The organism is Paenibacillus sp. J22P165, assembly GCF_059692015.1.
This window is the reverse complement of record NZ_JCAUAP010000018.1, coordinates 1-25,161: the sequence shown is the minus strand read 5'-3', so window position 1 is coordinate 25,161 and position 25,161 is coordinate 1. Positions and strand designations below refer to the sequence as shown.

Below are 25,161 nucleotides of genomic sequence, written 5' to 3'. Positions count from 1 at the left end.
CATTAACCCAAAATTTGCTATATAATTACCCTCAGAATAAAAGAAACGTGATTAGGTGTAAGGGGAGGTAAACAAATGTTTAAGTTTCGGAGCCTGCAAAAAAGACTTTTCTTTAGCCATATCGCGACGATTATCATCTTTTCTTTGATCACCGGGGTTTCCTTCTTCCTATACACCACCTCCGTCATACAAAACAATGTACTAGGGACGTATCATAATCTAGTTAAGTCCACGTCGAACCAATTGGATATATTCATCCAAGATATGGACAATCTGTCCCGCAATATTTTGTTCTCGCGCGTCTACTATGACAGCGATATGTTCTATTATTTACAAAATAATTTTGACTTGTTTGAGATCCCTAAGACAGGGTCAAATTTTATGACGGATTACTTTTTTTTCAACCCTATTCAAAATCCAGCTGATAATAAATATCAAATGTATACCATTTTGCAGGAACGCAATATTGTCAATGTGATCAATTCATTAAATGGCCCGGAAATGAAAACAAATGAAATTGTACTATTCGATAATGAAGGTACATTCTTTAGTGCTCCAGTAAGCAATACGTTTAGCAAACAGGAGATACAACAACGAATTACCAATACGGCATGGATTGATAAAGTCGTTCAGATGAATGGAAGCAAAGCCGTTTTACCCCCTCATAATAGTGATTGGAACCGTGACAACCAATTGGTAATTTCGTTAGCCAGGTCGTTCAGTGATACGGTAAGCCGTACTAAAACAGGCATCATCGAGGTGCAGCAGAATTATTCGAAGCTAGAAAATATGATGAAACTCGTTACAACAGATAAATTCAATGATTTTTATGTGTTTGATGAAAACAACCAACTAATGTTCCCAGCTATGAATCCGGCACAAGGAGAAAATCAGGGTAATCCATCTTATACCTATCTAATGGAGGCAGCATCCAATAAAACTTCCGATCAGAAACATGTATGGAATCCGAATTCACGTAAATATGAGACCTTAGTTTATAACTATTCCAACTTGACAGGATGGACGACGATTTATGCTATAAAAGATCATTTGTTGTATGCAGAAGCCAATAAATTCAGGCTATGGTTCCTAACGGTTCTTGTTATGGTACTCGCTGCAACCCTACTGTTTGCCTACTTTTCCTCAAGAAGTATCACATATCCAATGAAACTGCTCCACCGATATATTAAAAAATCAGATATGTCCAACCTCATGAAAGAATCGGATAACCCCAAGCTGGAATCCGGTATCGAAGAGGTGACCGAAATTTATTCAGCCTTTAATGATGTTCGACTGCGTCTCCATACCGCCATGAATGACAATATAGAGGCGCGATCCAAGGAAGCAAAAGCGCACTGGATGGCTTTACAGGCGCAAATGAACCCCCATTTTCTTTATAACACCCTCTCTGTAATTGCCGTTACAAGTGAGGAAGGCGGCTTGAACCATGTTTCTGATATGTGCAGGAAATTATCCTCGATGCTTAAATATGTGACCAAACTGACAGATTTACAAACAAATTTACAGCATGAAGCTGATTATATGAATCATTATCTGGCGTTGATGAAGTTCCGTTACGAAGAGCATTTGGTATATCATATTGAACTTCCCCAAGAAATGATGGCCATTCTTGTACCTAAGCTGGTTCTGCAGCCCTTAATTGAAAATTGCATCAATCATGGCTTCAGTGAAAGCAGGCCACCGTGGAAAATTTCGATTGCCGGCAAGATGGCTCAAGACAGTTGGGCGATAACCGTTGCTGATAACGGGTGTGGTATGGCAGTACACAAGCTTGAAGAAATAAGTAAAGAAGTAGCTCAGTATGATAATTTGAATGGAATGCAAAGTGATACCACCGCCGAGTCAGGTCTGGGATTAACGAACACCCTCAAGCGATTAAAACTGATGTATAGGGATTCTTTTTATTTTAAATTGGAAAACAATGAAAACGGCGGATTTTCGGTCACTTTCGGAGGAACATTTGAGAGTACGAATTAGGTACATACGAAGCCATAAAGGATTAAAAGGGGGATATTTGGATGAAATTTCATGTGTTTGTGGCGGAAGATGAGCCGCCTCTTTTAAGAAGTATCGTGAAGAAGGTTAACGAATTGGATGGCGAGTTTATAGTGGTTGGACAAGCTTTCAACGGCGAGGATGCGTACAACGAAATTATTCGCCTACAGCCCGATATGCTGATTACGGATATAAGGATGCCCATTGTAGATGGCCTGAACCTGATTAAGAAGTTAAGAAGCAGCGGTTTAAATCTGGCATGCGTTATCATAAGCGGATACGAGGAATTCGAATATGCCAAACAAGCCTTGCAACTGGGCATCGAGGACTATCTTCTGAAACCGTTGTCATCTGATGATCTGACTCATGTGCTTACCAAAATGAAAACGAAACTAAGAGACAAGAGGCATCAACAGGGTGCCCATATTTTAAACAAAGTCATCCATGCCAATGCTGACAGCTCCATGCTGGACAGTCGTAATGAAGAGACATATGGCTTGATGTGTATAGGGATTAATAATCCTTTAAGCCAGTTTCCCGGTACAAGAGCGTATAGCGATAACATGCAAAAGATCATCCAGGAACTGGATTTGGACAGTATATTACAAGTGAGTAGCCCCAAGGTAGAATCTAATTATTGGATACTTGACGGTAAATTTCCCAATGAAATTCTAGTCGTCATGAATTGGCACGTTCAAAGTGAACGGAACCTGGCCATACTCGCCAAACAGATTTTGCATAAGATTAGCCATACTTCCCACTATGTCACCATTGCTGTTGACCAAGCTGAAATAAAGAGTGATCAAGTCACTGATACGTTGCAGAGATTAAGGCAAATCGTTCATACGAGAGCTGTAGTAGGTAGCAATCAAGTGTTTTTTGAGCTGCAACAAGACGATTTGGGCATGGACTGGATAGCTCATAACTCGGAGCTGGAGAAAAAGTTAATCTTTTTCTGCAAGAATGGCCAAAGCAAATTAGTAAAAAGCGAATTAGCCAAAACCATGGATGCTTGGACCCATAGTTTCATTCCAAAGAGAAATTTGGAAATCAATTTAAAGAATGTTCTTCGAATCATTTGTCAAAATAGCGGCGTTCTTTTGAAAAGTACTTCGCTTTATTTTGAAGAGGAGATTGAAAAGCTATTTTTAGATAACAATCGGATGGAGAGCCTTAGCGTTGAATTTCTAACGTTCATCGATCTCCTCTTTGGCTCTGATGGAAAGGCTGATCTTACGGATTATCAGCAATTGACGGATCGCATAGCGGAATATTTCGTTCATAATCTGGATCGGAAAATATCCCTGCCGGAAACCGCAGAGTTATTTGGCATTACGGAATCACATTTAAGCAAAATTTTCAAAAAGGTTTCAGGAGATTCCCCCATAGACTATCTGATTAAATTAAGAATTGAGAAAGCGAAGCGCTATATGAAGGAGTATCCTGACATGATGTTGAAGGAAATTGCCGAAATTACCGGGTTTAGTGATCAATATTACTTTAGTCGGGTGTTTAAATCCATAACTGGCATGGCGCCAACCGAGTTTAGGGCAGATAACACGCAAATGTAAGCGCTGCAGAATAATACAAACGGCAAGTTGATATCCTCCATTTAGAAATACAGGTATTCTTCATATACTAAAGCCAAGGGTCTCGACCTTAAACATAAAAATGGAGGGTTTAAAGATGCAGAGCAAACAAAAGAAATTCATTATTGCCAGTCTTGCTTCACTCATGGCGATTGTCTTCACGGCTTGCGGCAGCAGTACACCAACAAGTTCAAACTCCTCTTCACCCGCTCCAGCTTCCGCAACACCAAAGGCCACCACTGAAACGAAGAAAAATGAAAGCGTTACATTAAGTGTGATTATCAGTAAAGACTGGTACGATGAGCCGATAAAGTGGGTGTTTGACGAATATCAGAAAAAATCAGGCAATAAATTAGATGTTCAAGTCACACCAGGCGGGCAGGCATTTAATGATGCGGTCACGACAAAAGCAGCCGTAAACGAACTGCCAAACATCGTATTTAGTTATACGAATCCAACTTGGTTACGGAATATGAATGCTGAAAAATTGCTGGTGGATTTAACGAATGAGCCATTCATGAAGAAATTATCAGATCCCATCACGAAAGACGGCGTTTGGCTGAAGTCAGATAAAAAATTCTATCAAATACCTGTCGGTGGATTTAATGGTGCTGGTGTTATCTACAATAAAGATATTTTTGCGAAAAATGGCATTGAGATTCCTAAAACCTATGATGAATTCTTGGCTGTATGTGAGAAATTAAAACAAGCAGGTATTACCCCAATCTTTGAAGGTATTAAGGATAGCTGGCCGCCATTATTGTATAATTTCATCGGTTTTGCTAATGAGTTTACCAAAAAAGGTTTTATTGATCAGATCAATGCGGGCACATTCGATTTCACCAAATCAGATGCAGCTAAAAAACTGCTAAGCAGACATCAAGAACTTTTTGCTAAAGGTTATATGAATAAGGATGCTGCTTCTGCTACGTACGATATGGAAGTTGCTGCTTTTGGGCAAGGTAAAGCGGCAATGGTGGTGCAGGTTGATAATTTAATCCCAGCGGCACTACAGAAGTTTCCTGATTCAGCGAAGTTTATTGGCATGTTTCCACTTCCTTGGGATGAAAACTCTGTAGTTCCTATTGATTTAAGCATCGGGATGTCCATTACGAAGGGGAAAAATGAAGCAGCAGAGAAGGACTTCTTTAATTTCTTTACTTCAGATGAGATACTCAATGGCTATTACGGTAAATTAAAAGCGCTGCCTCCGTATAAAGGCGTTAAAGCTGATCTAAATCCAGGAACAAGCGATTTGTTGAAATCTTTTGAAGCAGGTAAAACAGTACCGTTCTATTCCAATTTGATAACACCAGGTCTCAATGTAGGTTTTGATTTAGCAGGTGTCATCCTTGGGGCTAAACCTGTAGATAAGGCGCTGCAGGAAACGCAAGCCGGATATATCAAATCAGGAAAAGATAATAAAATTACTGGATTCTAAATCATACTAAATGTCAGAGAAGAGTGTGCCAGTGCAAATGTGGTTGCTCTTCTCTTTATAAGAGGGGGTTTCGGCATAATGACTAAGCGATATTACTCCTATATCTTTATGTTGCCGTTATTAATCATATATTCGGTGTTATCTTTGTTTCCGGCCATCATGGGCTTATGCATGTCATTTACGGATTGGACGGCAACAAGTGAAAGTATATTCAAAGTCAACTTTGTGGGATTGTACCAGTTTAGAAATATTTTAGATCAAATTAAACTGATGGGCTTATCTGGCGATGAAGGAAGCGCATTTGCCAATACATTTAAATATGCCATTACCGTCATGGTTTTCATCAATATTCTTAGTTTGTCGCTTGCCCTTATTTTTAATCTGCCGTTTAAATTTAAAGGATTTATCCGAAGCGCTTTTTTCCTTCCTTGTATATTTAGTCCATTGATCATCGCTTTTACGTTTTCTGCCATTTTATATCCGGATGGTCCTTTTGATCAGATTCTTATCAACTTAGGCATGGGCGATTATATTAGGGGATGGTTAACCGATCGAAATATTAACATTTATGCCATCAGCGCCATTAATATATGGATGTTTTTGGGCTTTAATGCCACGATTTATCTGTCAGGCTTAAAGACGATACCGGGTGATTTAAAGGAAGCTGCGCGAGTGGATGGAGCAAATCCTTGGCAATCTTTTCGCAATATTACCCTTCCATTGATTGCTCCTGCGATAACGATCAACATGGTTATGTCGCTAGTAGGAAGTTTGAAAGTGTTTGATCTTCCCTATTTGCTTACAGGAAAACAGGCACATGTCATTAATACCTTGGTATATGCTCAGTTTGGTAATAAATTATATGCGTATGGAACAGCGATGAGCCTTGTATTATTCATGATCGTTTGTCTGCTGACATTTCCTATGCTGAAGCTGCTAAGAAAAAATGAGGTACATTTATAATGAACATCAAAAAAAGTCGCAACATCGTATTAGGCCTCAGTGAAATAGTCATGATCCTATTAAGTGTTGGCATTATGCTTCCTTTTTACTTTGCTTTGCTCAATTCCCTGAAGTCACCTGGAGAAGCAGCTTTGCTGAATTTCTCATTGCCTACAAGCTTGCATTTTGACAACTATGTGAAGGTATTCAAAGAAGCCAATATCCTAGTGGGTTTTAAAAACAGTGCGTTAATTTCATTATCAAGCGTACTTATTCTCCTACTGATGGCGTCTATTACTGCGTTTATCATAGATCGCCGACAGTCAACTGTGACGAAATTTACTTATAATTATTTTGTGTTCGGCATCATTCCTTCCGGATTTTTAATTCCTACGATATATACATTGAAAACGATTGGACTGTATGGAACTTTCGCAGGCTTAGAACTCATCTACATTGCTGGAGGAGCGCCAATTGCTGTATTCTTGATGACCGGATTTATTAAAACCGTTCCTAGGGAACTGGATGAGTCCGCTATTATGGAAGGCGCGAAGGTTTTACGGTTGTTTTTTGTCCTCATACTCCCACAGCTTACACCTATTGTAGCAACGACTTTCATTCTTAGTTTTTTGGGGATATGGAACGATTTTGTCGGTCCACTTATTTATCTGAAAAGCTCAAGTCAATATACACTCCCGATGATGGTTTATGTATTTAATTCGATGTACAACACCGCGTGGGAAAAAGTTTTTAGCGTATTATTGATGTCGACCTTACCTGCAATCACAGCGTACGCTATTGCACAAAAGTACATTGTGGAAGGCATGACGGCGGGTGCTGTAAAAGGATAGTTAAGCTTGGAAGGCGCTAGGCTGCTCACATTCGAGAGGAGGTGAATTTGATGCAGCACTAGCGGTATCATTAAAAATAATTTGATCATGACGGATTCGAATGAAAGCGTTTTATTTTTGAAAATGTCAGGAGGTAAATTAATGTTGAGACTAGCTACAAAAATGGTAGCCATTGTTTGTATTGTATTCGCGCTTTTCCTACCAGCTTCGGCGGCTTATGCTTATACAAACGCGATGGTACTTCCGAGTGAAGATGGTATCGGAGACCCTTTTGTTATGAAATACAACGGCACGTACTATTTATATACCAGCACAGGACCCAACAATGTTGGATTTAAATGTTGGAGTTCAACTGACACCGTCAATTGGACCTATGCGGGACTATGTTCTACTGAGTCTATCACGACGGATGGTTATGCCCCTGAAGTGGTGTATTGGAATGGCACCTTCTATATGTATACATCTCCCCATGGCGGCGGTCATTATGTGTTAACCAGCACGAGCCCAACAGGGCCATTTACTCTGGCGACTGGTAACTTAGGTCACAGTATCGACGGACATGTCTTTATCGATGACAACGGAAGTTGGAGATTTCTAAGTGCAGGCGGTGACGGCATTCACTCGGCTCCGATGAGCAGTCCCACGTCGATCGGCAGTGATGTCGTACTTGGAGGCACACAGATGAGTGGGCAGTGGACGGAAGCTCCGACCATGGTTAAGAGAAACGGGGTTTATCATCTCAACGCAACTGGCAATCATGTCGTAAGCCCTGGTTATAGGGTGAATGCTTTCTCGAATACTACGGGACCCGCACAACCATTTACTGCGAGCAATGCGAACCCCATTCTATTGAACACGGAAGGATCCAATGTGGCCATAGGACACAACGGTCTTTTTATCGGGCCAGACCTGGATACGTATTACACGGTTTATCACAATTTAGTTGGTCACACACGTCATCTTAATCTAGATGCAGTGGGATGGAATGGTGACAAGATGGTTGTCTATGGACCTACAACGTGGTCGATGCAAAATCCAGCAGCCCCTCATTTCGAAGATAGATTCCAAAGAACAACGGTAGGTAGCGGATACGCTAATCTAAATGGCGGAAGTTGGGCAATTTCGAATAATTTCCTTACTCAAAATACGACGGGCAGCACGCAATTTGCTATCCAGTATGAGAATCAATTCACAACAGCGAGTGACTATACCGCAGAATTTAATGTTCAGGAAACGTCCAGAGGAACTTCCGCCCCCAAATCTGGAGCTGTATACGGTTACGTGGATGCCAACAACTACGGTGTTGCGATAATTAGGGGAGATACGAAACAACTGGAGACTGAGCTTTTAGTTAATGGGGTATGGAGTCCTCAAGTGTTGACTTCATTGCCGGCAGACTTTGACTCAACCAAATTGCATACCATTCGTGTCGAAAAGTCAGGAACCACCTACAAGTATTTTGTAGACAATATGTTGAAGGAAACGAAGACCAATGCGGGTTTGGGAGCTGGCAAAGTTGGCTATCTATCCTGTGATAATACAGCTAAGTTTGGCTATATAGCCGTCAGTAACAAAGTAAATGGAAGCGGCATCTTTGATTATTACAAACCAATCCCAGGCACAATTCAAGCCGTGCATTACAATTCTGGCGGAGAAGGAGTAGGGTATCACGATACCACTTCCGGAAACGCAGGCGGCAAATATATTCGCAATGACAACGTTGATATCAGAGACAATCCTGAAGGTGGCGAGAATATTGGTTGGAACAGTACAGGAGAATGGTATAAGTACAACGTCAATGTTAAAGCAAATGGTACATATAATTTAGGCTTGCGTTACGCTACAACATTTACCGGAACACAAGTGAGAGTATGGTTAGATTCAACCGATGTTACCGGCCTAGTCACATTGCCGAATACGGCAGGCTGGGATAACTGGCAAACCTATACGATCAAAGGACTGAATCTAACAGCAGGGAATCATACAATTAAATTTGAAACGGTGACAGGTGAATTCGACTTCTATACCTTACAATTTAAAGAAGCGGATAACTCCTCTTTTACCAAAACAGACAACTTCGCAACGGCTTTTAGCGGCGATTGGAATTGGAGCGGTGGCAACTGGGCCATCGAAAGTGGAGAAGCAAGCATTGATAATATTGGCAAAAGAACATTTGGAAACTCAGGTTGGTCGGATTACACCGTTGAGGCTGATATTAAAGGCATTGATAATTTAAACAGCGGAATTATGGTCAGGGTGCAAAATCCTGCCCAGGGTGGTGCAGGCGATGACGCTGCCCTCGGGACAGACTTCTATCAGGGATATTATGCTTTTATTTCACCTGGTGGCGTTGGACTTGGCAAACAGAATTATAACTGGACGACATTGGCATCCATCTCTGCCACGTATAACCTTAACACTTGGTATCATATGAAAGTGGTTGTAAGTGGAAACAACATCAAAGTCTATGTTGGTGATATGACCAATGCCAAAATCAATTATACAGACAACAACACGCCATTTATTAATGGCAAAGTGGGGCTCAGAGCCCATTATGCCCATACTCATTATGATAATTTTACCGTGACTCATTAAGTGTGATTAAACCGGAATTGACGGGAGTCATTCCGGTTTTTTTACCATATAACATCAGTGGAGGTTCGTAATTCATGAAACAGATCTATGATACATTTTTGGAGCCAGGTGCTGCATATAGAGGGAAACCTTTCTGGTCGTGGAATGGCAATCTAGAACGTGAAGAGATGTTAAGGCAAATTCATGTGTTTAAGGAAATGGGATTTGGCGGTTTCTTTATGCATTCACGGACGGGGCTTGCAACCGAGTATTTGGGTGATGAATGGTTTGAGTTGATTAATACTTGTGCGGAGGAAGCGGAAGCGCTTGGGATGGAAGCTTGGCTATATGATGAAGATCGTTGGCCGAGTGGAACGGCTGGGGGCATGGTGACCCAAGAACCCAAGTATCGGATGAAGTTCATCAGGCTGGATATTATCGATGCGAAGGATTATGTCTGGAGTGACGATTGGATTGCTGCGTTTACATGCAGGCTGGAAGGTTTGGCCTTTTATGATTGCAAACGGTTGGAGCCAAAGACTTCATCAGAAGGTTTGAAAGATAAGAGCATCCTCATTTTTACGGTTGTTGAAATGGAGAAGGAAAGCTTCTACAACGGGTTTACTTACGTCGATACGTTAAATCGCGAAGCAACCGAGTATTTTTTGCACCTAACTCATGATAAATATAAGCTAGCCTGTGGGGATAAGTTTGGGAAATCGATTAAAGGCATTTTTACGGACGAACCACATCGTGGACAGATCATGGACGGGTTTGGGATCAATAATGAGAACAAGGATTGGCTAGCGCCATGGACCTATCTTTTATTCGAGACGTTCAACGAATGTTTTGGCTATGATTTGACTGAGCGATTGCCGGAACTGTTTCTCCAGAAGGAAGGACACGCTGTATCTCAAGTGAAATGGCACTATGTGGAGTTGCTTCAGGTGATGTTCCTTGATAACTTTGCTAAACCGATGGATGAATGGTGCAGGAAGAATAATTTAATATTGACCGGGCATATCTTGCATGAGGATAATCTCACAGCACAAACGGCGATGTCTGGCTCTGTAATGCGCTATTACGAGTATATGGAATATCCCGGAATCGATGTGCTGACGGAAGGTAACCGCAACTATTGGATAGCCAAACAGCTGCAATCGGCAGCCCGTCAATTAGGTCGAAAATGGCTGCTGTCTGAGCTTTATGGTTGTACGGGGTGGCAGATGCCGCTGGAAGCACACAAGTCGGTTGGAGATTGGCAAGCGCTTTTTGGCATTAACTTACGTTGCCACCATTTATCTTGGTACACGATGGAGGGGGAATCGAAAAGAGATTACCCAGCAAGCATTTCGCATCAATCTGCCTGGTGGCAAGAATATAGCCATGTGGAAACGTATTTCGCAAGAATTGGTTGGATGCTCAATCAAGGGAAGCCGTCCTGCGACATTCTGGTGTTGAATCCGGTTGAAAGTGTATGGTGCCAAGTGTACCCTGGATGGTCAAATACGTTAAGTCCCAACTCCTCGGCTGTAAAGGAACTAGAAAAGCACTATGCAGCATTATTTCATATGCTTGCCGGGGCGCAGTTGGATTTTGATTATGGCGACGAAGATATGTTGAAGCGTTTATATCGAATAGATATTGATCGGAATGGAACGCCAGTTCTCTATGTGGGAGAAGCGATATATAAAACAGTACTTGTCAGCGGAATGACAACCATGCGTTCGACAACTTTACAGATCTTGCAGCAGTTTCATCGGGCGGGAGGCAACGTTATTTTTGCAGGCAAAGCTCCCGCTTATCTGGATGCAGTTCCCTCAGAGGAAGTCGTAAATTTTGCTGACGTGACACTTCAGGTTGCTTTTGATAGGGAAGAAGTAGTTAAAGCTTGTGAACCTATGGTTGGTATTCGGTTACAAGCATTAGACGAGATCACTGGAGAGCGTATTGGCGATTTGTTCTGCCACATCCGTGTGGACGGAGAGAACCAGTATGTGTTCATCATTAATGTGAATCGTGAGAAAGCCTATCCCAATGTGAAGATTCAAATAACAAGTAACGGATATGTCCAGGAATGGTGCTGTGTCACGGGGGCAAAGACAAGGATTACCACAGAGAACCGGTATGGATTGCTCTCATTTAGAGCGGATTTCCCAGCATCGGGTGAACATATGTTTGTGATTAAGGCTGAAAAAGATGAAGAAATAACGGAAAAATACCAATATGACGAAAGAATACTCGGAAGCATAGACGGTCCATTTGACTACACATTGAGTGAGCCAAACGTCTGTGTGTTGGATTTAGCGCGATACTGCCTGAATGATGGCATTTGGCAAAATGAGCTGGAAATCCTGCAGGTCGATCGCAATGTTAGGAAGGAAGTTGAGCTCGATTATCGGGCTGGTAACATGGTTCAGCCGTGGTTTGCGCAGAAAAGTGCCTATGAATTGAAAGGGCGGCTTGCTTTAGGTTTTGATTTTGAAATAAATGATCTGCCTAAGCAACACGTAGATTTGGTGCTGGAGCATCCAGAGAATTTTACAATTCTCATTAATGGACACAGCTTGGAGAGCAAGGGAGACGAGGGATGGTGGGTCGATACATGTTTCAAACGAATTCACATACCTGCGGAATATTTCCTGATCGGATGTAATACGGTTGAACTCCAAACAGACTTTCATCAGGGAATAGACCTGGAGGCACTGTATCTCATTGGCCAATTCGGCGTTCAACTGACGGGAACTAGAAAAATTCTGTGCGATCTTCCAGAGCAAATTAAGATTGGCGACTTAACAGAACAGGGATTGCCCTTTTATTCGGGGATCGTTACTTATAACCTTAGTCTTGGGGAAGTTATAACGAACGCCACTTCAGCCAATCCCAACATACAACTCTCACTACTTGGATTTGATGGTGCTTGCGCAAAAGTAAGACTTAGCAATGGCGAATCGAAAACGATTGCGTGGCAGCCTTATACAGCTGACATATCGGTAGGTTTAGCTGAAGGAGCGGGTAACATAGAGTTGGATGTTATTCTGACCCGCAGAAACACCTTTGGTCCCTTGCATTTAGTCCCTGTGTATTCGGAAGCTTATGGACCTGAGCATTGGATTACGGGAGGGGAAGCATTTTCAATGGCTTATAAGCTGATTCCATCTGGTTTAATGAAGTCCCCTCTTATTGTCGAATTGCTGGAAATACAAGATACATAATTTCAAAAGTATGTTTAAAAATGTACCGTGTATCTTCATCCGAGAGCTAAGCAGTTTTAAACTGCTTAGCTGCTTTGGATTCCGAACTTTTATTCAAAATGAAACGCAAAATGCAACCTTTGGTCTAAGTCGTCCGTTACGCGTACCCTCATATCCAATGCATAGAACACTTTTTCATGGCCAAAATGGTTCAAGGATGGCAGCGGCTCCACAACCGGCTCCATCAGCGCTTCGTCATAGCTCAATACAAGCTTGAAGGCAGCGCCATCAAGCTCGACCCGACCAGCTCCCGCAACCACAGGCTTCACCTGGCAAACGAAACGCTCGGTTAACTCAGCACCAGCTCGTGCTGAGAAGACATAGTGATCCTCCAGCTCCAACCTAGGCAGACCGTCGTTTTTATGCCAAGTCCAGCTTCGCTGAAGCTTCAGCAGCTCCGGAATATTATAGGCATCCTGCAGCTCTACGACGAACCGATCAAAGTCGGGTGTAATATCGGCCTGTCGTACGGTTGCTTTATAAGCTGCACCAGTCTGTTGGCTAACTCCATCAATAATAGGGACAGAGTGCCCCAACGCACTGTTGCAAATGAAGGAGTATCTCGTAGCGGGTGCAAAGTAAGGCTTCGTATATTGCCCAGCTCCGATATCAGCCAGGAACGTCTCTTGCCCAGCTAGGACGATGAAATGTCCGATATCGTTATGATTATGGGGCTCATCGTTATAACCGCCTTTGGCGGCAAAACTGAACTTCCCTTCCAACTTCTCGACCCGCGACACCATCCACTGCGCATCCGCTAGATAGATCGATGCTTCCTTCCATTCTTCCCCCTGCGACCTCGGTTCGTACCAAATCAAATTGCGGAACGCAGGCGCCCAGCGGCCACAATGATCGCAAACCTCCTTATCCTGAAACGTATAGGCAGGAAGCTGTACTTCCGGAAACCGTCGCGCCATTTCATGCGTCAGCCCGATGTACACATCCCATTCCTCTGGCGAATCGGAAAAATTAACAACCTTACGGCCGTTTAGGAAGCAGTTCTGCTGAAATAAGGCTACCTGCTTCACCTTAGGATCGGCGAGTAAATCTACCGCTCCGTCCGTTCTTCGGGAGAGAAGTTCTGCAAAATACGTGTAGAAACCGAAGCCATACCCCCAATACATATATCCTTCCAAGCAGGCGCCGTCTTCTCCAAAGCCTTCCAGGAATAAATGAACCGTCGGCAACGCTTTATCCAACACGAGAGCCAATTCCTGCTTATCCTCAATGAAGTAGATGGCAGCCGCACCGATCGAACCGGCACACACCGCCGCCCAGTTATTACGAACATGCTCCCAGAAGAAATTGTTCACGAGAAAAGGTGCAAAAACGCGGCGGTACACTTCTCGATATACACGATCGCGTATGGTCTCCGGCCAACTATGCCCCGTCAGCATCATCACTTCAGACAGTGCAAAAGCAGTCTCTGCAGCGAACAGATCAATCCAGATTCCCGGGTCAGGCGTATTTTGCTCATGGACGGAGTATCCTTCCGTTCGGAGGCCAGGCGGGCTCTCAAACGTGACCGGCACGCACCAGGAAAATTCTCCGCAAATGGCCCACACTGTATCCAAAAGTCCGTCCCGGTAATCAGCGCGTTCAGGGAATAACCAGCTCAACAAACCAAATGTCGTTAGTCGTTGTCTCCTGGAGAAAAAGACGGGCTCATATGTTTTGCGGAAGCCATCCTCCCAAACTCGACGGAATAGCGTCCACGGCAATTCAGTAAGGGGCTGCCCGAGAAATCCTTCTCCATCCGCAGCCAATCGTGCAAGAATCGGCTGGAATTCGGGTTCCGACATAATTCGTCTGCGTACGGCTTCCCGATCTTCCCGAAAGAGCCAATTGCCGATGCCGGGGCTGCCGTCGGCCAGCTGCTCGTAAATGGAACTGTGAATCATTGTCTCCCATGCCTCCCTGATTAGTAACCAATTAGTAAGATGTGTAATTCAACTCAACCGTAGATAGTCCACAGAAACCTGGGAAATTCTTCGCAAGTTTCTTCGCTTCTTCTGGGGTAGCAGCTGCACCAAGTTGTTCAATACGACGCAAACGTGAGCGTTCGGACATTTCTGCAGCTGTGATTAAATCGTTGATTTGTTTATATAGCTCAGGTCCCCATATCTTACCAAAATCCACATGCATGCGCTCATCCGCCATATCGAATTCACACTGAATGGCGGATAGGGCATCCCCGAATTTCCAGAATTGTTCAGCGCTCTTGCGTTTCTTGATGAAGGAGCAGGGCTCAGCAACCATTGTCAGACCGGCATACATATCAGGGAACCATTCCGCTGCTAGGTCCGTAAGACCCTTCCCAGGCGAACCTTTAAAATATTTGAACTGTGAGGTTTGATAGCCCATTTGCTCTAAGCGACGAATCCCCATGTGGCAATGGCGAATTTCATCCCACAGATGTCTAGCTAGGTCAAAAAAGAATTGTTTTGGCAGTTGCTGTACCCCGTAATACAAGTAACAGAGTGACTCTGCCGCGCCCATCTCTGTGGCGTTGATGTAGTGCATTTGTTTAATACTGTCATGAAGCGGCGACATGCCAGGATCTTCATAGGTCGTTTTATATTTGCTGTCGGGAACATGAATCGGGAATCGTTCCACATTCCAGGCAGAATCTGAAGGTACAGGTCCTACGGCTTTATAGGCAGGAGGGATCGGCCAATCCTGAGAAGCAACCTGCTCGCTCAGAGGCACTCTTGCATAAGTCTGCCATACGCCTTGAACATAATTACGCCATTCCGTTATTTGCTGGAGTAGCTCTTGCTGATCACTTCCAGCAAAGTAGATCTGTTCATTGGTCCATTTGATACTATCTTGACGGTCTAGCATAATAACCCGCAAAATATCTAAAGTCGGTACATCAAGGATCGGATCTAGGCGATATTGCAATTTCTCATACTCAGCATACACATGTTGAAGAACATAGAGATACCCAGCGAAGAAGGAATGCTCAGAAGGAGCGAGCGAAATTCTCTCAAACGTCTCACGTACGACGGCTGGCGTGTTCTGTTTGTCTAAGGATGATCCCGGTAATTCAGAAACGCGCCCATAAAGGTATTTGGCATGTTGGTTATGCAAATAAGCAAATCGACCTAATTGAGCTTTGGTTTCAAACTCTTTAACAGCTGGAACCCAGCCAAAGACTGCGCGAGACAGCTCGAATTCTAGCCAGAACAGTGCAACTAGTGCATTGGCTGTATCCTTGGGACGGTTGAATCTTCCGTCCTGGTGGGAATTGACGCGAGGTGTGACTTCGTTATCCATCACATTGACTTCACGATGTTCATTCATAATCGTTGCCCTCCCTTGTATGTAAAGCTATACGTTTAGTTTAATCCAAGGGAAGCAAGAAAAGTTTCTTGTATCTATGATAAAATATCGTTATATTGCTATTTTCACGGGATGGTGCTGAATGAAGCTTATAGACAATGTACTTGGTAAGCATCCTTATTTGTCTTCGGTTCGAAAGTTTACGACCGATGAGAAGGGCTATGCGATATTTCATGCTCATCAGGGATTGGAATTCCTTTACGTGGAGCAGGGAGATGGACATATCATTATCGATAACAAGCTTATTCCAATGCATCCGAACACCTTATATTGCTTTCAACCTTATCAATTGCATAAAGTCAACGCGAAAGCGAGCAGCGATCAACCTTATATTCGTAGTCTTATCGTCATTGAGCCATTAACTGTCTTACCGTATTTAACTGTATTTCCAGAGCTATCTGCTTTTTTTCAAAGAGTTTGGAAAGATATATTACCGACACAATCTTTCGAGATGAGTGAGGCTGGTCCGATATTTGCCCTATTACAGCACGAACTGGAAAACCAAGATCAAGGAAATCAGTTAGAAGTTGTTGCGCTCACAGTTATTGCTCTATTGCGTAAACTTCGCGAGGTGATGGATGAGAAGGAAGACGCACATGTGAAAAGAGCTTCTCGCAAAATTGCGATAGTTGAACAAGCGATGGCTTGGTTGGATACCAACTATCGGGAGAGTTTTCGTTTGAATGAACTAGCGTCAGAGTTGCACATTTCACCGTATTATTTATCACATTTGTTTAAAAAAGATACAGGTAGTACTCTGACTGAGTACGTGACGGTCAAACGGTTAAGAGAAGCCTGTCTCGTCCTACAAAGTACGGAGCGATCTGTAGAGATGATCGCCTCGCAGGTAGGGTTCGCAACGGCTTCCCATTTTATCTACACGTTTAAAAAGCACATGGGTATTACACCTTACCAATATCGCACACAAGACAAATAGGGAGGAGGAAGCCATCATCGTAAGATAATCACTATTCAGAGTTTCATAAGTGGAGTATGGAATGGCTCTTTATTTTATGATAAGTGAGAAATGAATCACTCAATTATAGGGATGAAGGAGCGACATATGATGCTGAAACTTACACAAACAGATCGTTCGTTTTACCGTGAAAATGGCTATGTCCTTTACAACAAACCGGTTTTTTCCGAAGAAAAGTTGAACCGATTGGAAGCTATTTTCAATGATCATCTCCTAGAAAAAGGAGACAAAATTTCGGATGAGCTGGATCGTCCTCATATACGTGATCCCAGACTGCTGGAATTTCTGCTTAGTGACGAGGTGCTTGATTTGGTGGAGCCGCTCATAGGACCTAATATTGCGCTTTGGTCCAGTCATTTTATTTGCAAGGATCCTTATAAGGGTAGAGCTACACCATGGCATGAAGATTCTGCTTATTGGAAAGGGAAAGCTTCTTCCTATGAAAATATTGTAACATTATGGCTAGCTATCGATCGCAGCAATCGTGAAAATGGTTGTATGCGCGTCATTCCTGGTACGCATCATAATGGTTTCTCCGAGTATGTGGCTGTTGATAAGCAGTCTAATACCTTCGATACGCAGATTAAGACGGTCGATGAGTCTCAAGCTGTTTACTTTGAATTGGAGAAAGGTGGCTGCTCACTGCACGATTCACGGATTATTCATGGCGCAGAAGCGAATCAAAGCCCGTATCGCCGATGCGGATATACCATGCGATACTTTTCTACGGATACAAAAGTAATGGATCAACGTGAAATCTGGCTTTGCCGAGGTAAGGATTTGGCGGGAAATACGTACCGCAATGTCCTTGTATAAATAGCTGTAGAGGGGTTATTCTGGAAAGGAGCCAGAAGGCCCTTTTTTTCGGAGGAGATGACCCTTGTTGAACCGTGAACCAACTCGGCTGATGATGAATGATTTTACGAATACCACGGCTTCCTTTCATATCGCCCTGCATGAATTGGATCAGCCTGTTCCCATGCATTGGCATGATTTTTATGAACTTAGTTATGTCATTGAAGGTGAAGGTGTGCATATTTGGAATGGCGTACAGCAGCGTTTGGTGCCTGGGATGCTAATCCTGTTGACCCCGGCGGATTTTCATGAACTGATACCAGCACCTGGAAGTACGTTGCGAAAATACAATGTTCTATTCTCTCAGGAGCTGTTGGATGAAAAGGTGAATCAGCATTTATTCTGTGACCTTCGAGATCATTATGTTCAATTAAGTACGCCCAAAGCGGACTGGGTTGAACAGGATTTTGCCCGACTCATCTATGAATATAATCATCATCAGGATGGTCAGCTCTCGGCTATTACCTATACATTAAATCGGATCTTGCTAGAGCTGTACCGAAAATCACCTTCAGACGTGCACCGTGAACCTGATAGTCATTTGCATGCGATTATTCAGAAGTCGCTAGCGTACATACAGCATCATTTCCGAGAAGAGTTGACACTGGACATGATCTCTTCACTGGCCGCATTATCTCCTAATTATTTCAGCGAGTCTTTTCGAAAAGTAACAGGGATTACGTTCCAAAAGTATGTGCTGGAGGTCAGATTGTCCTTCGCAAAGTCTTTGTTGGCCTCTTCCGATTTATCGGTTACAGAGGTTTGTTTATCATCAGGTTTCAATACGCTGAATCACTTTGAACGTGCTTTTAAACGAAAATATAACCGAACGCCTAAAAGTATACGAATGATCGAATAGAAAGCGCAATTGAAGAATCCATTAATATTGAGCAAGCAGCCTATGACCGTTACCCAAACGTTACGATCTGAAAAGAAAACGCTCTTCCATGAATGGAAGGGCGTTTTTCTTTCTACTACATAAGGTAGGGGAATCTAGATAGGGACAACGCAAGGCTAAATGGCTTTAATCCAAATCGATGCCTGTGGAGTACAATCTTCAATTCGCAGTTCCAGTCCTCCGCTTTCACGAACGACAGCTTGAACCGCACAGCCAATGCCTTCGACTGCGTAATGCTGGTCTAAGGACATATTAACCAGCATGTTGAATGCTTGCTGTGAGCTCGCACCGTAATGGAATTCCGCTTGGAACTCTGTGCAGTCCTCATTGAATTGCTGCGAAATCATCCATACGTTAAACCCGGTGGATACTTTGCCTATTTCATAATACGCAGCAAACCAATTCAATACCGGTGAAGACAAGCCGCCAAAATGGTGCCATCCGGCTCCGCGACCTGTTTGAACGATGAAATGCTCATAGCAGTTATAGGTAATCTCGGTTTCACGTTGCCAAAGATCAAGTGCTGTTTTGGCGATCAGATTGGCAAGATCGGCATGTCCCAGATCAAGCATCGTTTTCCAGAAAAACCATTGATGCGGCATCCACACAGCGCCATTCCAATAGCCGTCTGCTCGATAGTAAGGCGCACTCTGGTCCACTGTAGACAGACCAATGGATGTCCAGCATCGTTGTTCATCAAATAGAGCGGCTACCAATCTTTCGGCCCGTTCTCTCGAGCATACGCCTGCCACCAGTGGATATAATCCATCCATGCCCATGTTGTAATTGGCTCCGGATTCGTGTCGAAGAATGTGCAGAGGCACGCCTTGTTCGTCATGCACGACATAGCCATAATAGCCAGCATCTTCGTCCCAAGCGTAACGCTCAAGCGCTTCGCTCCATTTATGAATGTCGGCATCATATTCCGTCATATCTGGCTGCCATTCACTTCGCATTGTGGCAGCCATTTTTAAAATTTTGGCCGTACGGATAGCCTGACTCGTAGTAATGATGGGGGAAACCGTTGCTTTCAGCCCTTCGAAATATACGTGTTTCTGTGGTGGATAATCGTCCCAACCACCGGAATTGTAGAAGTAATCCCATGTTTTTAGCAAATCTGAACGCATAGAGCTCGTTGTGGAGCCTTGAATTTTACCAGAGAGGAATCGATAATATTGCCGCAAGCGCGTGTAAAAATGATCCAAAAGTTCTGGAGAACGTGTACGGTTCCATAGCTCGAGAAACAGATAATGCTGCACGGGAACAGGGCTTCCGTGGTGGATGAACGCTGCCTGCGTATCGCCTGGCTCTGTCATATATGCGTTTAGACAGTCGACTGCGCGCTGAACATCCAATTCGGAGAAGCCGAGCCCAATAAAGCCGGAATCCCATGTATACAACGAATCCCACCAGCGGCCGGGTGTACTGTGGCGAATATAGCTTCGTTTGGTATACACAGGGAAGACTGTATTCGTCAACAAGGTGGCTCGCATTAACTGTTGACCAAAGGCATATGGATCACCGCTCTCATAGGAGGCAGGGCGTTCAAGGCCTAGTCTAGCTGCTTGATAAATAGATTCGCAATGTACAGAGGTAAGCTGAAAGTTCAGCAGCTTTTGCGTAACAGCTTCATAGGAGCCAGAGCAAACCATGCCATGTAGGACCGTTGATGATTGAGGCAATACATGAATCGGTCTCATAAAAATATTTGTAAAATGTCCTTTATCATTGCCACGCAGAACTTCGTCTACGTGATTATGAACCGTATGGCGCGCGAAGCGGTCCAACTCATCATTTTTATACGTCCGTATTTCTACGTCGGCGTAATCCCACATCAACCCGTAGTGATACGGACTATCTGGATAGCGTAAAATCAAGCTCCCAGGGACAGGACCTTCGAGCCTTTCAGGCTCTGTACGCCACGGAATATCGGGAAATGCAACATCATTTCGTTCTTGTTCTTCAATGAGGGTAAATCCATCGAATTCTATGGCTCCTGTACCCGTGGAACATAGTTCAATGACATATTCACCAGCAGGCAATTGCCCTATGTGTATTTGTGCAGTAATGGCCCCATTTGTTTTCTCCAACGACAAGTAATATTGACGATTCTGGATTGTCATGCGTAGTTCGCCATCGTGATCCGCTTTGTATCTCGCTAGGAATAGACCATCACGCAAGTCACGAGAGGTCGTCCATTCGTAGACAAGTGTGTCACCCTTGTCTGCACCGAAGCCTTGGCCTATTGCAGAGCCGCCAGTCCAATGTTGTCCGCGAACTTCACCGCGCAAAAATCCGTCATATCCTAGTCCGTCTGCAGGGCGAGGTCGTGCGAAAGTCAATTCTTTATAATTAAGGGCATCCATCCAAACCGCCCCCTCGGGAAGTTGAGCCTCGGCAAAAATATGCGTCTGGCCATGCCCCGGAAGACGCGGTGGATGTAACGAAGCCATCCAGTGCAACACGAGATTCTGTGGATGTTCCGTTTGATTGACAAGTGAAGCGCGGACTAGGCGGCTGTCGTCATCCACTTTGCTGAAAGAAATATCGGTATAAACTTGATCTTTCCACTCCAATTCATGTCGATGGGAGTAGTAGCTATAATCAGGCGCAGCTTCCCATGGATGATAGCCAGACTCCCACAGGACACTGGGAATATCCATTTTCCTTCGGTAGAAGCCAGGCATTAGGCTAAGATCAAAACGCAAACCGCGTGCTTGGTCACTAATGTGGGAGATTCCGATATATTGCTTGGTGTAAGGCCCCCAATCAGGTAACCGCAAATCATGGGTGTTCTGTAGTTCCTTCATCGATGCTTGCTCCTTATAATGAGATCGTATTTTATCTTCATTTTAGATCAATGAGTAGTAAAATACGTCTTGTAATCAGTCATTTTTATCTTGATATCGGATATCCGTGGTACACTGGAAGGAATTGAGAACAAAGTGAGGTTGGTGCGGATTGCACATCGATTTGGAAGCGTACGATAAAGAGAGAGTGGATTATTCAAATCCGAATTTGCGTTTGAAAATATGGGAGATTCACCATCCAGCCATTCGTTCAGACTTATATGGACCCTGGCATTACCATGAGGAAGTGGAATGGATCGTGATCCTTCAGGGATCGATGACAATGGAAACGACACAACGAGCGTACAAGCTTGAAGCGGGAGATGTTGTCTTATTTGGCTCCAATGAAATTCATCGCTCACACAAACATTTGGAACAGGAATTAACCTACCTCGTTTGTCATGTGGACATGGCGGCGTTCATGGATCAGACATTGATGCCTTATTTTGCAGCTTGGACGGGACGATCTGCCAACCTGACGCGACTAAACAGTCTCTTCAGCAAATACCCGCCATGCAGGACTGACATAAGTCAGTTATTAAACGATTTGTTGGAGGATATGACAACGAAACAACGGGGATATGAGCTATCTGTCAATGCTACTTTGAAACGGCTTCTCTATGTCCTAGTCAAATATGACGATGAGCGCGTAATCCTTCCTATGGATCCGCAATTTGCCTTGAAACTTAGTCCAGCGCTCGACTATATTGAGCAATTGCTAGAGGATAAATGCCAGCTTGAGGATGTTAGCTCCAAACTGAATTACAACAGTAGTTATTTTGCCAAAATGTTCAAGAAGGCGATGGGAATTACTTTCACGGAGTATGTTCAACTTCGTAGAATGAAACGAGCGGAGCAGCTTCTGCTAACGGAGTCATCTTCTATTACCGAAATCAGCGCTAAGGTTGGCTTCGTCAGTCCGGCTCAATTTTATCAATTATTTAGAAGGCACTATGGCTGTTCTCCGAAAAAATATATGTCGAGGCGTAATTTTTTTGCAGGGGATTAAGTACAAAGAAACGGAACATAGTGCAAGCAAATGGAGAAGTAGTGCTGGACTGAATAGAAACACAATTTTACTTAAAATAGTGCAAGTATTCATGTCTATTATTTGTTAATATAAATGGTGGAACTCCCAAAATGCGAAAGAGGCTGTTGAAATGGAGGGTCATTCCTTAATGTCGGACTGATGATGATATGGTCCAGACGCTGAAAGACTGTGTGGAACATGACCCAGAGGCATTCCTCGGCAAGTCCCATGTAGAGAAGTATGGAAAGCAGACTGCTGTGCTTGTGAAGGCTCTCGACTCTAGTGAGCGTTTAACCATCCAGGTACACCCTAGCAGAGCTTTTGCCAAGCAGCACTTCGAATCAGACTATGGCAAGACGGAAGCTTGGTATGTATTAGGCGGAAGAACCATAGACGGTGAAGAGCCGTATTTGCTAATGGGCTTCAAAGAGGGTGTTACCGAGCAAGTATGGCGCATGCTGTTCGAGGAGCAGGATTTGGCAGAGATGGTTAATTCACTTCATCGCGTACCTTTACAGGAAGGGGAAGTGTTCCTCGTCGAAGGAGGCGTACCGCATGCTATCGGGAGCGGGTGTTTCCTGATTGAGATTCAGGAGCCAACTGACTTGACACTGCGTACGGAGCGAACGACACCACGCGGACTTACCGTTCCAGATCAGGCGTGCCATCAAGACATTGGTTTTGATCACATGCTGAAGTGTTTCCAGTATGATGAGCTAAGTTATGAAGAGGCAATGGCAAGATGGAAGAAGCAGCCTCGCGAAGTGAAGCGTACAACCGGCGGTTCCGAATGGCAGTTGATCGGCGATGCGGATACGGATTGTTTTCGTATGCATAAGCTGGAGGTTAGTAAGCGCTATCAGCTGAGAGGCACCGGGACATTTTACAATGCTATAGTCGTCAAAGGAGAGGGCAAACTCCATTGGACAGGCGGAGAAATTGGCATTAAAGCAGGAGACTCGTTCTTTATACCTGCGGGTTGTACATATGTGGACTACGAATCGGAAAGCGTGAATACACTTCAAGTTGTACTCTGTTTTCCACCTAGTTAACAGACAGGCGAAGTAATCGACACTAACGATATGAGCAAATCAATCATAAATAGAAGGGCTGTGTGGAAAAAATGGAAGCACAAAAGACGAAGCGTTTGTATGCGGGTAATACTTCTCATTTATATGAGGTGCAATCTGATTGGCTTCAAGTTCCATCTAACGTTGAGCTTGGCTATACCCACGGTATCGTGACGGACAAAAATGACCGTGTCTATATATTCCATACTGGCAAGCCCAGTGTTTTAGTTTTTGAATCAGATGGCAGCTTTGTTACGGCTTGGGGAGAGGATTTTGCGGGCGGAGCTCACGGTTTCTATTTGCATCAGGAGTCAGATGGCGAATATCTCTATGTGACGGATACGAAGCAGGGTGTGGTTGTGAAGACTACACTGGCAGGGGAGAAGTTACTTACGATTGGCGCTCCAGATCGACCTGATATTTATGATGCTGAACGAAAATATGTACCAACTGACGTGGCAGTCGCACCTAACGGTGATATCTATGTCTCCGATGGCTATGGACAAAGTTGGGTAAATCAATTTACAGCGGACGGCGAATATTTGCGTTCATGGGGAGGCAAAGGTTCAGAGCTCGGTCAATTCAAATGTCCGCACGGCATTTCGATCGATCTGCGCAGAAGTGAGCCTGAAATCTATGTCGCGGATCGAGGGAACCATCGCATTCAGGTTTTCAGCCTAGATGGTTCATTTATACGCAGTTTGGATAATGATTTGGATATGCCTTGCTCCTTTTTCTTTCATGGTGAGGAAATGTACATTCCTGATTTGCATTCACGCGTTAGCATATTTGATGGCCATGACAGACTTGTTGCACATCTTGGGGAGGATCGGCAAGCGAAGCAGCAAGAGGGTTGGCCTAACATTAGCAAATCCTATTATCGTGACAATAAAGTGAGTTCACCTCATGGCGTTTGTGTCGATTCTCAAAGCAATGTGTACATAGCGGAGTGGGTCATCGATGGTCGGGTTACGAAATTGGTACGCGTATAAACAAGTGAATGTCTTATGTACATGTATGAAAACCGTGCGGTTGCGCGGTTTTTTTTTTTGCCCAAACCCAAAACCCAAAACCCGAAACCCGAAACCCGAAACCCGAAACCCGAAACCCGAAACCCCCAACCCCCAACCGATCGATGCAGGATAGGGGGTGTGGTTTCTCTGGGAATTGCAAAAAGGCAACCTTTTCATCCTTTTTATCCTCCAAATTAGCAAATGCGTGCAAAAAGGCAACCTTTCTTTCAAATTCACCGAAATATCGTCTAATCACACGAAATTAATGCATTTTTGCATCAATTTCAAAAAAAACAAGTGAAATCCTCTGTCAAAACTGCTCTTTTGCATTTTTGACTGTTACCAACCCAACCCAACCCAACCCAACCCAACCCAACCCAACCCAACCCAACCCAACCCAACCCAACCCAACCCAACCCAACCCAACCCAACCCAACCCAACCCAACCCAACCCAACC

At 43.9% G+C, this 25,161-nt stretch carries 16 protein-coding genes; 13 read left to right on the top strand and 3 right to left on the bottom strand.

Going from position 1 to position 25,161, the window contains the following annotated elements; translation table 11 throughout:
- Positions 1-75 precede the first annotated feature (75 nt).
- The 7 genes from AC58QM_RS31535 (at position 76) to AC58QM_RS31505 (ending at position 12,628) form a co-directional block, all read left to right on the top strand.
- Positions 76-1,998: a sensor histidine kinase gene (locus tag AC58QM_RS31535; RefSeq protein ID WP_497288713.1), complete on the top strand. Its 1,923-nt coding sequence runs from the start codon at positions 76-78 to the stop codon at positions 1,996-1,998.
- Between the two features lie 41 nt (positions 1,999-2,039).
- Positions 2,040-3,587 carry a response regulator transcription factor gene (locus AC58QM_RS31530; protein ID WP_497288712.1) on the top strand — a complete coding sequence of 516 codons (1,548 nt, stop codon included), beginning with the start codon at positions 2,040-2,042 and terminating at the stop codon, positions 3,585-3,587.
- A gap of 115 nt (positions 3,588-3,702) precedes the next feature.
- Positions 3,703-5,046, top strand: coding sequence for an ABC transporter substrate-binding protein (locus AC58QM_RS31525; RefSeq protein WP_497288711.1), 1,344 nt, complete (start codon positions 3,703-3,705; stop codon positions 5,044-5,046).
- A 78-nt stretch (positions 5,047-5,124) separates the two neighbouring features.
- The gene (locus tag AC58QM_RS31520; protein ID WP_497288710.1) at positions 5,125-6,009 is read left to right on the top strand and encodes a carbohydrate ABC transporter permease; all 885 of its coding nucleotides are present in this window, start codon (positions 5,125-5,127) and stop codon (positions 6,007-6,009) included.
- On the top strand, positions 6,009-6,839 hold the full coding sequence (locus AC58QM_RS31515; protein WP_497288709.1) for a carbohydrate ABC transporter permease: 831 nt from the start codon (positions 6,009-6,011) through the stop codon (positions 6,837-6,839). Before AC58QM_RS31520 ends, AC58QM_RS31515 begins: the two co-directional genes overlap by 1 nt.
- 141 nt (positions 6,840-6,980) lie before the next feature.
- Positions 6,981-9,434: a family 43 glycosylhydrolase gene (locus AC58QM_RS31510; RefSeq protein ID WP_497288708.1), complete on the top strand. Its 2,454-nt coding sequence runs from the start codon at positions 6,981-6,983 to the stop codon at positions 9,432-9,434.
- Positions 9,435-9,508: 74 nt separating this feature from the next.
- Positions 9,509-12,628 carry a glycosyl hydrolase gene (locus tag AC58QM_RS31505; RefSeq protein WP_497288707.1) on the top strand — a complete coding sequence of 1,040 codons (3,120 nt, stop codon included), beginning with the start codon at positions 9,509-9,511 and terminating at the stop codon, positions 12,626-12,628.
- Between the two features lie 89 nt (positions 12,629-12,717).
- Here AC58QM_RS31505 and AC58QM_RS31500 read toward each other — a convergent pair whose 3' ends face one another.
- Both AC58QM_RS31500 and AC58QM_RS31495 read right to left on the bottom strand, forming a co-directional pair.
- Positions 12,718-14,568 (bottom strand): heparinase II/III domain-containing protein, encoded by a 1,851-nt coding sequence (locus tag AC58QM_RS31500; RefSeq protein ID WP_497288706.1) that lies wholly within the window; start codon positions 14,566-14,568, stop codon positions 12,718-12,720.
- A 31-nt stretch (positions 14,569-14,599) separates the two neighbouring features.
- Positions 14,600-15,973 (bottom strand): DUF455 family protein, encoded by a 1,374-nt coding sequence (locus tag AC58QM_RS31495; RefSeq protein ID WP_497288705.1) that lies wholly within the window; start codon positions 15,971-15,973, stop codon positions 14,600-14,602.
- Positions 15,974-16,094: 121 nt separating this feature from the next.
- On the opposite strand from AC58QM_RS31495, the gene AC58QM_RS31490 reads away from it, so the two are divergent.
- The 3 genes from AC58QM_RS31490 (at position 16,095) to AC58QM_RS31480 (ending at position 18,702) form a co-directional block, all read left to right on the top strand.
- Positions 16,095-16,949: a helix-turn-helix transcriptional regulator gene (locus AC58QM_RS31490; protein WP_497288704.1), complete on the top strand. Its 855-nt coding sequence runs from the start codon at positions 16,095-16,097 to the stop codon at positions 16,947-16,949.
- A 126-nt stretch (positions 16,950-17,075) separates the two neighbouring features.
- Positions 17,076-17,804 carry a phytanoyl-CoA dioxygenase family protein gene (locus AC58QM_RS31485; RefSeq protein ID WP_497288703.1) on the top strand — a complete coding sequence of 243 codons (729 nt, stop codon included), beginning with the start codon at positions 17,076-17,078 and terminating at the stop codon, positions 17,802-17,804.
- A gap of 67 nt (positions 17,805-17,871) precedes the next feature.
- Positions 17,872-18,702, top strand: a complete 831-nt coding sequence (locus AC58QM_RS31480; RefSeq protein ID WP_497288702.1) for a helix-turn-helix transcriptional regulator — start codon at positions 17,872-17,874, stop codon at positions 18,700-18,702.
- A 155-nt stretch (positions 18,703-18,857) separates the two neighbouring features.
- On the opposite strand, the gene AC58QM_RS31475 is transcribed toward AC58QM_RS31480, so the two are convergent.
- The gene (locus tag AC58QM_RS31475; RefSeq protein ID WP_497288701.1) at positions 18,858-21,551 is read right to left on the bottom strand and encodes an MGH1-like glycoside hydrolase domain-containing protein; all 2,694 of its coding nucleotides are present in this window, start codon (positions 21,549-21,551) and stop codon (positions 18,858-18,860) included.
- A gap of 151 nt (positions 21,552-21,702) precedes the next feature.
- On the opposite strand from AC58QM_RS31475, the gene AC58QM_RS31470 reads away from it, so the two are divergent.
- The 3 genes from AC58QM_RS31470 (at position 21,703) to AC58QM_RS31460 (ending at position 24,682) form a co-directional block, all read left to right on the top strand.
- Positions 21,703-22,599 (top strand): helix-turn-helix domain-containing protein, encoded by an 897-nt coding sequence (locus AC58QM_RS31470; RefSeq protein ID WP_497288700.1) that lies wholly within the window; start codon positions 21,703-21,705, stop codon positions 22,597-22,599.
- 188 nt (positions 22,600-22,787) lie between these two features.
- Complete coding sequence (locus AC58QM_RS31465; protein WP_497288699.1) at positions 22,788-23,672, top strand: type I phosphomannose isomerase catalytic subunit; 885 nt, start codon at positions 22,788-22,790, stop codon at positions 23,670-23,672.
- A gap of 71 nt (positions 23,673-23,743) precedes the next feature.
- Positions 23,744-24,682: a 6-bladed beta-propeller gene (locus AC58QM_RS31460; RefSeq protein WP_497288778.1), complete on the top strand. Its 939-nt coding sequence runs from the start codon at positions 23,744-23,746 to the stop codon at positions 24,680-24,682.
- Positions 24,683-25,161 lie beyond the last annotated feature (479 nt).

Bases quoted from the DNA above. Each gene is read 5' to 3' on its own strand.
- AC58QM_RS31535 (WP_497288713.1), top strand. From the start codon at position 76: ATGTTTAAGTTTCGGAGCCTGCAAAAAAGACTTTTCTTTAGCCATATC.
- AC58QM_RS31530 (WP_497288712.1), top strand. From the start codon at position 2,040: ATGAAATTTCATGTGTTTGTGGCGGAAGATGAGCCGCCTCTTTTAAGA.
- AC58QM_RS31525 (WP_497288711.1), top strand. From the start codon at position 3,703: ATGCAGAGCAAACAAAAGAAATTCATTATTGCCAGTCTTGCTTCACTC.
- AC58QM_RS31520 (WP_497288710.1), top strand. From the start codon at position 5,125: ATGACTAAGCGATATTACTCCTATATCTTTATGTTGCCGTTATTAATC.
- AC58QM_RS31515 (WP_497288709.1), top strand. From the start codon at position 6,009: ATGAACATCAAAAAAAGTCGCAACATCGTATTAGGCCTCAGTGAAATA.
- AC58QM_RS31510 (WP_497288708.1), top strand. From the start codon at position 6,981: ATGTTGAGACTAGCTACAAAAATGGTAGCCATTGTTTGTATTGTATTC.
- AC58QM_RS31505 (WP_497288707.1), top strand. From the start codon at position 9,509: ATGAAACAGATCTATGATACATTTTTGGAGCCAGGTGCTGCATATAGA.
- AC58QM_RS31500 (WP_497288706.1), bottom strand. From the start codon at position 14,568: ATGATTCACAGTTCCATTTACGAGCAGCTGGCCGACGGCAGCCCCGGC.
- AC58QM_RS31495 (WP_497288705.1), bottom strand. From the start codon at position 15,973: ATGAATGAACATCGTGAAGTCAATGTGATGGATAACGAAGTCACACCT.
- AC58QM_RS31490 (WP_497288704.1), top strand. From the start codon at position 16,095: ATGAAGCTTATAGACAATGTACTTGGTAAGCATCCTTATTTGTCTTCG.
- AC58QM_RS31485 (WP_497288703.1), top strand. From the start codon at position 17,076: ATGATGCTGAAACTTACACAAACAGATCGTTCGTTTTACCGTGAAAAT.
- AC58QM_RS31475 (WP_497288701.1), bottom strand. From the start codon at position 21,551: ATGAAGGAACTACAGAACACCCATGATTTGCGGTTACCTGATTGGGGG.
- AC58QM_RS31465 (WP_497288699.1), top strand. From the start codon at position 22,788: ATGGTCCAGACGCTGAAAGACTGTGTGGAACATGACCCAGAGGCATTC.
- AC58QM_RS31460 (WP_497288778.1), top strand. From the start codon at position 23,744: ATGGAAGCACAAAAGACGAAGCGTTTGTATGCGGGTAATACTTCTCAT.